The sequence below is a fragment of the Bradyrhizobium shewense genome (genome assembly GCF_900094605.1).
Classification (GTDB): Bacteria; Pseudomonadota; Alphaproteobacteria; order Rhizobiales; family Xanthobacteraceae; genus Bradyrhizobium; species Bradyrhizobium shewense.
On sequence record NZ_FMAI01000026.1, the window covers coordinates 93,625 to 105,216 of the forward strand.

Annotated in this window: 13 protein-coding genes; 9 read left to right on the top strand and 4 right to left on the bottom strand. The window is 64.2% G+C overall.

Annotation, left to right across the window (positions count from 1 at the left end; translation table 11 throughout):
* Positions 1-239: 239 nt before the first annotated feature.
* The 3 genes from GA0061098_RS34570 to GA0061098_RS34580 form a co-directional block, all read right to left on the bottom strand.
* Positions 240-458, bottom strand: coding sequence for a hypothetical protein (locus GA0061098_RS34570; protein ID WP_091965873.1), 219 nt, complete (start codon positions 456-458; stop codon positions 240-242).
* Position 459: 1 nt separating this feature from the next.
* Complete coding sequence (locus tag GA0061098_RS34575; protein WP_091965874.1) at positions 460-1,119, bottom strand: acyl-homoserine-lactone synthase; 660 nt, start codon at positions 1,117-1,119, stop codon at positions 460-462.
* Positions 1,120-1,207: 88 nt separating this feature from the next.
* Positions 1,208-1,936: a LuxR family transcriptional regulator gene (locus tag GA0061098_RS34580; protein ID WP_091965875.1), complete on the bottom strand. Its 729-nt coding sequence runs from the start codon at positions 1,934-1,936 to the stop codon at positions 1,208-1,210.
* 164 nt (positions 1,937-2,100) lie between these two features.
* On the opposite strand from GA0061098_RS34580, the gene GA0061098_RS34585 reads away from it, so the two are divergent.
* From GA0061098_RS34585 to GA0061098_RS34625, 9 genes are all read left to right on the top strand, one after another.
* Positions 2,101-2,277, top strand: a complete 177-nt coding sequence (locus GA0061098_RS34585; protein ID WP_091965876.1) for a hypothetical protein — start codon at positions 2,101-2,103, stop codon at positions 2,275-2,277.
* A 358-nt stretch (positions 2,278-2,635) separates the two neighbouring features.
* On the top strand, positions 2,636-3,574 hold the full coding sequence (locus GA0061098_RS34590; RefSeq protein WP_091965877.1) for a LysR family transcriptional regulator: 939 nt from the start codon (positions 2,636-2,638) through the stop codon (positions 3,572-3,574).
* Between the two features lie 143 nt (positions 3,575-3,717).
* Entirely contained in the window at positions 3,718-4,596 is an 879-nt protein-coding gene (locus tag GA0061098_RS34595; protein WP_091965878.1) for a shikimate dehydrogenase, read from the top strand.
* Positions 4,597-4,653: 57 nt separating this feature from the next.
* A complete protein-coding gene (locus GA0061098_RS34600) occupies positions 4,654-5,784 on the top strand; it encodes an ABC transporter substrate-binding protein (RefSeq protein WP_091965879.1) in 1,131 nt (376 codons plus the stop codon).
* Positions 5,785-6,004: 220 nt separating this feature from the next.
* Positions 6,005-6,880 (top strand): branched-chain amino acid ABC transporter permease, encoded by an 876-nt coding sequence (locus GA0061098_RS34605; RefSeq protein ID WP_038946887.1) that lies wholly within the window; start codon positions 6,005-6,007, stop codon positions 6,878-6,880.
* Positions 6,877-7,875, top strand: a complete 999-nt coding sequence (locus GA0061098_RS34610) for a branched-chain amino acid ABC transporter permease (protein WP_091965880.1) — start codon at positions 6,877-6,879, stop codon at positions 7,873-7,875. Before GA0061098_RS34605 ends, GA0061098_RS34610 begins: the two co-directional genes overlap by 4 nt.
* On the top strand, positions 7,872-8,615 hold the full coding sequence (locus GA0061098_RS34615) for an ABC transporter ATP-binding protein (RefSeq protein WP_091965881.1): 744 nt from the start codon (positions 7,872-7,874) through the stop codon (positions 8,613-8,615). Before GA0061098_RS34610 ends, GA0061098_RS34615 begins: the two co-directional genes overlap by 4 nt.
* A gap of 10 nt (positions 8,616-8,625) precedes the next feature.
* Entirely contained in the window at positions 8,626-9,363 is a 738-nt protein-coding gene (locus GA0061098_RS34620; RefSeq protein ID WP_091965882.1) for an ABC transporter ATP-binding protein, read from the top strand.
* Positions 9,360-11,231, top strand: a complete 1,872-nt coding sequence (locus tag GA0061098_RS34625) for a bifunctional sugar phosphate isomerase/epimerase/4-hydroxyphenylpyruvate dioxygenase family protein (protein ID WP_091965883.1) — start codon at positions 9,360-9,362, stop codon at positions 11,229-11,231. The genes GA0061098_RS34620 and GA0061098_RS34625 overlap by 4 nt, the downstream gene beginning before the upstream one ends.
* Before the next feature lie 121 nt (positions 11,232-11,352).
* On the opposite strand, the gene GA0061098_RS34630 is transcribed toward GA0061098_RS34625, so the two are convergent.
* Positions 11,353-11,592, bottom strand: a 240-nt coding sequence (locus GA0061098_RS34630) for a transposase (protein ID WP_165637789.1), incomplete at its 5' end; no start/stop codon positions are given.

Sequence of the window (11,592 nt, forward strand, 5' to 3'; positions counted from 1 at the left end):
AAAGAGCTCCCCCTGCCTGTTCAAGGCGGAAAAATGGGTAATAGCAGTATCGTTCCGAGGCAAGAGCGATTCGACACCAAACATGCACTTTGTTGCATGCCGATGCATGCGATCGAGACGCTCTTGCAAGAAAGCTGCCGTGCCGGCTGGGGCAACCTGCCGCACCCAAACGATGACCCTCTCGCCGGCGGGCCGGCGAGAGGGTGCGACTTCGTCAGAATGTAAAGAAGGATTGCGTCCTAGTGCGACGTCATCTGCCGGGGAAGATCGTCCGGTTCGGCGAGCACGCTGTTGGCCGTCGAGGCCTCCAGCGCCGCCATCCGGAACAGATAGGCGAGCGTCGTCAATCCGGTGTCTTCCGCCATCTGCGCCAGTTCGAGCGCCATGTCCGACATGTGGCCGAGATCATCGTCCCTGATCTGCGCCATGATCTGGCTGTCCCGCATCATGTTCGACATCTCAGGCGCTCTTTCGTTGCGCGGCAGCAGCGCCGCAGAGGTTGGCACGGGCGACGGCGTCCAGACGCGGGCCGTCCTGGCGCACGACATCCTTCATCCCGATACGGTCGCGCACGACATCGAGCGATTCCTGACGGACCTCGATGGACGCCGCCATGGTCCAGGAATTCTCGATCAGTGCCGGCAATCCCAGCGGGGTCACGACGAAGCCGATGTCATGGAAGCGGGGCAACCACCAAGTCTCCATGACGAGACAGAGACGCTCGATACCCTGATCCAGACAGAACTCCTGCGCCGCCGCCATCAATTGCAGATTGAACGCGCCGTCGCGGCGCTCCCGCGAAACGAAGAAGCGCGACCACTCCCAGACCAGCGGGTCCGAGGGGCAACCGCGCACCGTGGCGAGATGCGGGAAGACCTCGCTCATCATCGTCGGCTTGGTGGTCGGATACAGGCGGGAGCCGCCGAGCACCCGGCGGTTTTCGAGAGCCAGCAGGTAGATCGCGTCCTCATTGTCGTAAGCGTCGATCTCGCGGCCGTCGGGCTTGCGCAGCGCCTCCCATTTCCGCTCCTCGACGAAAATCTCGTGGCGCACCCTGAAATGCTGATCAAGAACGTCCTCGTAAAGGTGCCGGTTAACGGCGGAAATCACATGAATCATTTACTCCCCCATTGTTCGAAATAATGGGGGAATCCTCACGGAAAACGGCGAAACCGACTATTGGGAAATTTCCCAGTAGGCGCGGATTTCAGGGGATGATGATTCTGTGGCGGATCGCGATCGCGACCGCATGCGTCCGGTTGACGGCACCAAGCTTGCGCGCAGCGGTTGCAAGATGCTCTTCGGCCGTGCGCTGCGTGATGTGGAGGATCTCGCCGATCTCCCAGGCCGACTTGCCCTGCGAGGCCCAGGCGAGCACCTCGCGCTCGCGCGGGGTAAGGCGCATCGATGGATGCGGCGCCGGATCGAGCAGACGACGAATGTGATCGAACCCGTACATCCCGATCAGGTGCAGCGCCGGCTTACTGCGCGCGTTGAGATCGAGATGAACGCCACCCAGCGAGACGCCGGCCTCGTAGCCAGTCAACCCGTGGATCGGCACGACGAAGCCGCGCGACATGCGGAAATCGGCAGCGCGCCGCATCACCTCCACCGCGCCCGGCTCCAGCTCCGGATCATACGGCGCCTCGGACCACTCGAAAGGATTCACCGTCTGCCGACATTTGCGGATCACGGGATCGACACGGTCGTAGCTCTTTTGGGTGTAGAGGCTGAACCACTCGGCCGGCCACTTCTTGGCGAGCACCATCTGGGAAAAGCGCTGATCGGGATTCGGCAATCCCGTTACGATGATATGCTCGAAGCCGTACCGGCCGAACGCGGTTGCAAGCGCGTCCATGGCGTCCGGAACCTTGGTGTAGGCTCCAAGCCCCTCAATGAAGTCGAGCGCTTCCCGGCCATAATCCACGGCGGACATCAGTGCGTTTCCTGACCCTCGCCGTTCCGTATAGCACGTATTTGGGGACTGCCTCAATTCGCTGCGGCCGTAGTTTCCCGGTGCTCATCCGCCTGAAGATTTAAACTACTTGTGGCAGAATTGACGTCACGATACACCTGAGCGACCGAAGCGGGAACACCACGATGGAAGACGAGGACATCGCCCTCAACAGCGTGCTCGGCCTGGAATTGAACCGCGTGTTTTTCGCCGTCCGCGAAACGGCAAACAAGCAGAAGATCATCGAGTTCGCGCGCGCGGTGCTGGAAAGCGAGCGCGAGGAGCTGGCCGAGAGCGTATTGCCGGAAGAGCCGGCGAGCTAGAACGCAGCCGCGCTAAACGATGCCGACGAGACAGGTCGCGCAACGATACAGCCCCTCCATTCGAATGGGCCGATTTTAGTCGAAACAATCTGACAGCGAAGTTTCCCTTCTCCCCCTGTGGGAGAAGGTGGCGCGAAGCGCCGGATGAGGGGTTGCCTCAGCGAATTCCTTTGCAAGAGATTTGCGCGCGGACAGAGACCCCTCACCCGTCTCGCCGCTTTCGCGGCGAGCCACCCTCTCCCACAGGGGGAGAGGGAGAAGCTCGCCCTTCCATCCACATCCACACACTTGCCGCTGGATGACATCACGGCTCTCGTGAGATGATCGCCGCCATGATCGTCTTTCGGATGCCCAGGATATGATGACGCTGCGCCAGGTTGAAGTGATCCGTGCCGTGATGGTGACGGGCACCATCGGCGGTGCGGCGAAGCTGCTCAACGTCTCGGCGCCGGGGATCAGCCGCCTCGTCAAATACACCGAGCGCTCGCTCGGCATCCGCTTCTTCCAGCGCCAGAACGGGCGTTACTTCCCGACGCCGGAAGCCGAGAACATCTTCGAGCAGATCAACGGCGTCTACAAGAAGGTCGACGATCTCTCCGAGATCATCTCCAAGATCGGCCGCGGCGGCCTGTCGGAGCTGCGCATCGGCTCGGTGCCGAGCATCTCGCAGGTGATGGTACCGCGCGCGATCGAGCGCGTCCGGCGCCGCTATCCCGATCTCGCCATCGACATCAACGTCCTCAAGCTCGAGGAAGCCATCGACTATCTCATGCTCGGCCGCGGCGAGTGCGTGGCGATGAGCTACCGGCTGGAGCATTCCGGGCTCGACTTCATGCCGCTCGCCTCGGGCGAGCTCTATTGCATCGTGCCGCCCGGTCACGAACTCGCAGGCCGCAAGCAGGTCTCCGCCGAGGAGATCACCCGCTATCCGCTGATCGGCATCGATCCGAACGATCCCTACGGCCGGATCATGGCGGGGATCTTCGCGCGCAACCGCCTCGACTACAACATCACCATCCGCGCACGCTTCGGCACCACGGTCTGCGCGCTGGTGAAGGCGGGCCTCGGCATCGCCATCATCGACCAGTTCACGGTGGCCCATGGCGGCTATCCCGGGATCGAACTGGTGAAGATCACCGAGCCGACGAAGTTCGACACCTATATCGCAGTCAAACGCGGCACGCCGCTGTCGCTCCATGCCGAGTCTTTCATCGAGTCCCTGCGCGCCGAGATGCGCGCCATCGAGCCGTCTCGCGGCAACGGCAAGGCTGCGCAGGCGCGCGGGCGGAAAAAATAACATTATGTTCGGATTGCAGGACAAAAGGGTAATTGTGTTAGGCAAGGGAAGGACTATCGTCGCACCCCGAACCCCCTTGGAATTGCGTGGATTTGCCGGCTAATGGCCGGAACCGAACGCTCCCCAACGAGACGATAGCAAACATGTCCAAGCGCGGATACGCCGCCAGCAAGAAGCTCCTCACCGGCCTGATCGGTGCGCCGATCGCGCATTCCGCCTCCCCCGCCATGCACGAGCGCGCCGCCGAGGCGCTCGGCCTGCGCGGCCACTACCAGCTCATCGAGGTCGCCGGCGCCGACGCGACCGGGCTCCGCATGATGCTCGAAGGCGTGCGGCGGCTCGGCTTTGCCGGCGTCAACGTCACCTATCCCTACAAGGAAGCGGTGGTCCCGCTGCTCGACGCGCTGGCGCCGGACGCCGCCGCGATGGGCGCGGTCAACACCGTCGTCGTCCGGGACAGCCGCCTGACCGGCCACAACACCGACACCACGGGCTTTGCCCGCGCCGTGGCGCCACTGCTGGCGCCCGCGGGGAATGCCGTTGCGGTGATCGGCGCCGGCGGCGTCGGCAAGGCGATTGCGTTTGCGCTGGCGAGCCTGAAAGTGTCCGACATCCGCATTTTCGACAGCGAGCCGGCGCGCGCGGCGACGCTCGTCTCCCTGCTTGCGCCGCGGGGCGGCGCAAGGATCGCCGCAAGCGTCGAGGATGCGCTGCGCGGCGCGACCGGCCTCGTCAACGGCACGCCGGTCGGGATGCTGCCGGACCGCGGCATGCCGGTTACGGCCGCGCTGCTGCATGAAAAAATGTGGGCTGCGGACGCCGTCTACTCGCCGCTGATCACACCGCTGCTGGCGGCGGCACAAGCCAAGGGCGCGCGGATCATGACCGGGCGGGAGCTCGCGATCTACCAGGCGGCCGACGCCTTCGAACTGTTCACGGGCCTTGCCCCATCGACCGAGATCATGGGACAGGCATTCGACGAGGTGATGGCGGCACGAAGCTCGGCTTATCACGCTGCGTAACCGAAGCGGCCGACACAAGGCCGCGGACAATCTCGACGAAAAATGGGAGGAGAAACCATGAAATCGACCCTGCTGGCAGGCGCCCTGCTTGCCTTCGCGACTGCAACCAGCGTCCACGCCCAGGCCATCAAGCTCGCCAACGTTGCCGAGCTCTCGGGCGGCGGCGCCACTGTCGGCACCAACTGGAAGAACGGCATCGATCTCGCGATCGAGGAGATCAACGCCAAGGGCGGCGTGCTCGGCCGCAAGCTGGAAGTCAGCCATGCCGACTCGCAATCCAACCCCGGCGTCGCCCGCGCCCAGGTGCAGAAGGCGCTCGACGCCGAGCCCTATGTGCTGCTCGGACCCGGCTATTCCGGCTCGGTCAAGGTCACCGCGCCGCTCGCCGCCGAAGCGGGCATCGCGCAGATCATGGGCGGCGAAGCCGCCGAGCTGACGCAGGCCGGCAACAAATTCCTGTTCCGCACCTCGTTCGGCCAGCAATCCTCGATGCCGAAGGTCGCGAAATACATCCACGACGAGATGAAGGCGAAAACGGTCGCGGTGGTCTGGGTCAACAACGACTTCGGCCGCGGCGGACGCGACGTCGTCGTCAAGGAGCTCGACCGGCTCGGCTCCAAGGTGGTCGCCGACCTCTCGACCGAGGCGGGCCAGGCCGATTTCGCCGCCGACGTCGGCAAGATCAAGGCCGCCAATCCGGATGCCGTGTTCGTCTACCTGAACGAAGAAGAGAGCGCCCGCATCCTGAAGGAGCTGAAGCGCCAGGGCGTCACCGCGCCGCTGATGGGCGAGACCACGCTGATCGGCCAGAAGGTGATCGAGCTCGCCGGCGACGCGGCCAACGGCGCACGCGGCCATGTCGGCCTCACCACCGACGCGCCGGTCGACCTGATCAAGGCGTTCCGCGAGAAGTTTTCCAAGAAGTACAATTACGTCCCTGACCATAACGGCCTGAAGGGCTATCTCGCCGTCTACATGGTGAAGGCCACCACCGAGAAGATGGGCAAGGTCGACCCGAAGAAGTTCGCCGACACGCTGCACGGCCTCACCATCAAGGCCGCGGACGAGCCGGGCATCCTGATGGACGTCACCTTCAGCGACACCGGCGACATCGACCGCCAGAGCTTTCTGGTCGAGGTGGTCGAAGGCAAGCAGGTGGTGAAGCAGGTGCTGCCCAAGGTGAAATGAGGGCCTCTTCTTCTCCCTCGCCCCGCTCTTCGCGGGGTCGCGACGAGCTTCGCTCGCGCTGAGAGGGTCGGAGTGAGGGGTGCTTCCGCAGTCACGGCGACAGCTGAGTTCGCGGAGAGAGCCCCTCACCCCGCCCTCTCCCCCGTAAGGACGGGGAGAGGGAGAGATAGAGCTGGACTCGTGTCGACTAAACTCGGGCTCTAACGGTCAAAGAGAACCCATGTCCAATCTGTTCGATCTTCTGGTCGCGGGACTGGCCACCGGCGCGATCTATGCGCTGGTCGCGGTCGGCTTCACGCTGCTGTGGCAGACCTCGCAGACCATTAATTTCGCGCAAGGCGAGTTCGTGATGCTGCCGGCGTTCCTGATGCTGGCGGCGATGCATGCCGGCGCGCCGTTCTGGCTCGCGATCATCCTCGGCATCCTCTTGTCGATGATCCTGCTCGGCCTCGGCTTCAAGCTGCTGCTGGTCGACCCGATGATGCGCCACGGCGTACTGCCGCTGGCGATTGCGACGATGGCGCTGGCGATCGGCCTCAAGGAAGCCGTCAAGCAGTTCTTCAGCGCCGAGGCCTCGCCCTTCCCGTCGATCGTGCCGACCGGCGACATCTCCATCCTCGGACACGCGGTCTCGCTGCAAAGCATCGGCGTGCTCGTCGTCGCCATCGTTGCGGTGTTCGGCCTGACTGCGCTGCTCAATCGCACCTCTCTCGGCCACCAGATGCAGGCGGCGGCGCAGAACCCGACGGTCGCGCGCATCATCGGCGTGCCGGTCGAGCGCATGATCCTGCTGACCTTCCTGATCAACGCCTTCCTGGTCGCACTGGCTTCGCTTTTGATCACACCGATTTACCTCGCAAAATTCTCGTCCGGCGAGGTGCTGGGCCAGGCCGCCTTCATCGCGGCGATCGTCGGCGGCTTCAACCAGGTGCGCGGCGCGATCGCCGGCGGCCTCTTGATCGGCGTGCTCGACAATCTCGCGGCCGCCTATGTCTCGACGCAGTACCGCGCCGCCGTGCCGATGATCTTCCTGATCGCCGTCATCCTGTTCCGGCCCCAAGGACTGCTCGGCCGCGCCGAGGAGCGCACGGTATGATCAGCTTCGGCAAACCTCTGAAGATCGCGCTCGGCCTGATCGTCATCGCCGGCCTGATCATCGTCCCCATGAACTTCAACCGCTACGGCCTGTTCATCCTGAGCCAATGGGCGGTGATGACCATCGCTGCGATGGGCCTCAACCTCACGCTCGGCTATGCCGGCCAGGTCTCGCTGGCGCAGGGCGCCTTCGTCGGCATCGGTGCCTATGCAGCGGCGGTCATGACCACGCATGGCTGGCCGTTGCCGGCGGCGATCGTCGTCGCCATCGTGCTCAGCTTCGCGGTCGGCTGGGTGCTCGGCTATCCCGCGCTGCGCGTGCAGCATCACTACCTCGCCTTCGTCACCCTGGCCTTCTCCACCCTCGCCTTCCTCGTGTTCCGCAACGAGAGCTGGCTCACCGGCGGCATCTACGGCATCTCCAACATCCCGCGTCCGCATATCTTCGGTTTCGCGACCAACAAGCCGCTGCCGTTCTACTACGTCTGCCTCGGCTCGCTCGCGATCGTGTCGCTCGCGGTGTGGTGGCTGATCCGCTCACCCTGGGGCCGCGCCTTCATGGCATTGCGCGAAAACCCGCTGCGCGCCCAATCGCTCGGCATCGACACGCGCCGCTACACGCTGATGGCGTTCGCGATCGGCTCGGCGCTCGGCGGCATCGCCGGCGGACTCTATGCGCCGCTCACGCAATATATCGACCCCGTGCCGTTCAACCTGTCGCTCTCGCTCGACCTTCTGATGATGGTGATCGTCGGCGGCGCGGGCTTCTATTTCGGTCCCTTCCTCGGCGCGATGATCGCGGTGTTGCTGCCGGAATGGCTGCGCTTCACGGAGGGCTATTATCTGATGCTCTACGCGGTGGCGGTGATGCTGCTGCTGATCTGGTCGCCGACCGGCATTTTGGGAATCCTCGACCGCTATCTCGCCGAGCGCCGCACCAAGGCGGCCTCCGCGCTGCGCGCCGTCGCAAAATCCCGCCTGGAGACGGTGCAATGAGTGCGGTGCTCGAAGTCTCCGATATCAAGAAGAACTTTGGCGGCATCAGCGCCGTCGACGGTGTTTCCTTCGACGTGCGCGAGGGCGAGATCCTTGGCCTGATCGGTCCGAACGGCTGCGGCAAGTCCACGCTGTTCAACTGCATCCTCGGCCAGCTCACCCCGTCAGGCGGCGAGGTCAAGCTCGACGGCAAGCTCGTCACGGGCCTCCGCCCCTCCGAGCTCAACAAGTTAGGGGTCAGCCGCACCTTCCAGCTGTTGCAGGTGTTTCCAAAGCTCTCGGTGCGCGAGAACCTGATCCTCGCGGGCCAGGAGCATCAGGGCAACATGGCCTCGCGCCTGGTCGGCCGCTCCGATGCCGGACTGACTGATACCGCCAACCAGATGATCGGGTTCTTCAAGCTCGATCATCTCGCCGACGAGCCGGCCGGCGGATTGTCCTATGGCCAGCAAAAACTGCTCGACGCCGCCATGGCCTTCATGGGCGGCCCGCGCCTGGTGCTGCTCGACGAGCCTGCCGGTGGCGTCAACCCGTCGATGCTGGCGGACCTGAAGGACCGCCTGGTCGCGATCAACCGCGAGAAGAACGCCACCTTCGTCGTGATCGAGCACAACATGGAGTTCGTGATGTCGTTGTGCTCGCGCGTGATGGTGATGGCGGAAGGCAAGGTGCTGGCGATGGGGCGGCCCGACGAGGTGCGCAAGAACCCCGCCGTGATCGAAGCCTATCTCGGACATTGAGGAGCCGATCATGAGCGAGCCTATCCTCTCGGTTCACAATCTCGTCGGCGGCTACGGCAAGATGACGATCTTGAACGGCACGACGTTTGCCGTGCCTCAAGCCACGATCACCACGATCATCGGTCCCAACGGCGCCGGCAAGTCCACCGTGTTCAAGGCGATCTTCGGCCTGTTGAAGCTGCGCGAGGGCAAGATCAGCTTTGCCGGCCGCGACATCACCAATTTGAGCCAGCGCGCGCTGCTCAATGCCGGCATCTGCTACGTGCCGCAGGGCCGCAACATCTTCCCCGAGCTGTCGGTGCGTCACAATATCGAGCTCGGCGGCGTCGCCGCCGGCAAGGGCCTCGACCTGCCCACGCGGATCGAGGCTGCCCTCGACCTGTTCCCCGCATTGCGCCGCAAATCGACCCAGCAGGCCTCGACACTTTCCGGCGGCGAGCAGAAGCAGCTCGAGATCGCCCGCTCGCTGCTGCTCGAGCCGAAGCTGGTACTCATCGACGAACCCTCGATCGGCCTGTCGCCGCTGATGGTGCAGCAGACCTTCGACATCCTCAAGAGCCTGCGCGACCGCGGCGTCACCATCTTGATGATCGAACAAAACGCGCGCTCGGCGCTGGAGATCTCCGACATCGGCATCGTGCTCGAGCTCGGCCAGACCCGGATGATCGACAAGGCGGAGCGCATCCTGAACGATCCCCGCATCGGCCAGCTCTTCCTCGGCGGTGCCATGGAGGACAATGCAGCATGAACAAGCGCTCGATCGCCACCGTCTCCCTTTCAGGCGCCCTCGACGAGAAACTTCGCGCCATCGCATCGGCCGGGTTCGACGCGGTCGAGATCTTCGAGAACGATCTGCTGTCGTTCGGCGCAAGCCCGCGCGACATCGCAAAGCTCTGCAAGGACCTCAATCTCGAGATCTGCGCGTTTCAGCCGTTCCGCGATTTCGAGGGCATGCCGGAGCCGCAGCGCGCACGCAATTTTGCCCGCGCGGAACGCAAGTTCGATCTGATGCAGGAGCTCGGCACCGATTTGCTGCTGATCTGCTCCAACGTCTCGCCCGCCTCGGTCGGCGGCATTGACCGCGCCGCCGACGATTTTCGCGAGTTGGGCGATCGCGCCGCCAGTCGGGGCTTGCGCGTCGGCTACGAGGCGCTGGCCTGGGGACGTCATGTCAACGACTATCGCGACGCCTGGGAGATCGTGCGCCGCGTCGATCATCCCGCGATTGGCGTCATCCTCGACAGCTTTCATGCGCTAGCACCGGGCTTTCCGACCCGCGCGATGGCCTCGATCCCCGGCGACAAGATTTTTCTGGTGCAGCTTGCCGACGCGCCGAAGCTCGAGCTCGACATCCTGTCCTGGAGCCGGCATTTCCGCTCCTTCCCCGGCCAGGGCGATCTGCCGGTCGGCGAGTTCATGGCGGCGATCGCGGCGACCGGCTATGCCGGGCCGCTGTCGCTGGAGATCTTCAACGATCAGTTCCGCGCCGGGTCGGCCGCGCAGACCGCGCTCGACGGCCTGCGCTCGCTGATCCTGCTGGAGGATCAGCTTGCGCCGGATTGGCCGAGATTCGCCGCCGAACCGCTGGCACCGAAAGCGAAGAGCCGCGGCACCGGGTTCATCGAGTTTGCCGTCAACGAGACCAAGGCCGGCGAGCTCGCCCGCCTGTTTGCGCAGCTCGGCTTCCGCAAGACCGGCGCGCATCGTAGCAAGGCGGTGGAGCGCTGGTCGCAGGGCAAGGTCGAGCTCGTCATCAACAGCGAGACCGACGGCTTTGCGCATTCGCACTATGTGACGCACGGCCCCGGCGTCTGCGCGATTGCGCTCGATGTCGACAATGCCGGCCTTGCCATGCAGCGCGCGGAGATGCTGAAGGCGCGCACCTTCTACCAGCCGGTCGGGCCGGGCGAGCTAGAGATCCCTGCGATCCACGGCGTCGGCGGCAGCCTGCTGTATTTCCTGGATCAGGCCGGCAAGAACTGGGACACGGATTTCGAGCCTGTTGCGAGCGACAAAGGCGCGGACGCGCTGCTCGCCGTCGATCACATCGCGCAGTCGATGCCCTATGACGAGATGCTGTCCTGGCTGTTGTTCTACACCGGCATCCTCGACCTCAAGCGCCTGCCGCAGATGGAGATCGCCGATCCCCGAGGCCTCGTGCAGAGCCAGGCCATCATCAACGCCGACCAGAGCCTGCGCTTCGTGCTCAACGGCTCATCCGCCAACCGGACGTTGCCGGCACGCTTCATCTCGGAGTTCTTCGGCTCGGGCGTGCAGCACGTCGCGTTCTCGTGCCGGGACATTTTTGCGGCAGTCGCGGAGATGCGCAAGCGCGGCGCGGATTTTCTCGATATCCCCGAAAACTACTACGACGACATCGAGGCCAAATATGACCTCGCGCCCGACCTGATGGCGCAGCTGCGCGCCAATCACATCCTCTACGACCGTGAGGGCGACGGCGAGTTCTTCCAGGTCTACACCCACATCTTCGACGAGCGGTTCTTCTTCGAGATCGTCGAGCGCAGGGATTATCAGGGGTTCGGTGCGGCCAATGCCGGGATCAGGCTCGCAGCCCAGGCCCGCGAAGTGCGGCCCGCCAGCATGCCACGGGTGTGATTACCCTCTCCCCCTGTGGGCCTGTTGCGTTATCGGCTTTTGAAGTTGAGGACGGCAGGAGAAGGGCCGTGGTTACGGCAATTGCCAGCCAAGTCTGTAGTGGTCGCCCTCGGCGGGCGGCTCAGGCCGCGATCGTGGCCCACCGCCTCATGTTGAAGGCGATCGAGGCGAGCAGGACCTGCCCGCTTGCCTTCATCAGACCAACGTAGCGGATGCAAGTCAGTCGCATGCGGCGTTTGAGAGTGGCGAAGGTGGTCTCAACCTGGGCTCGTCGGCGCGCGATGAGGCGGTTGTAGCGTTTGAGCCTTGGCGGCAGTTCCGGATGATGTCTGTTGGGACGGAACGCGATGCGGGGCTTTTT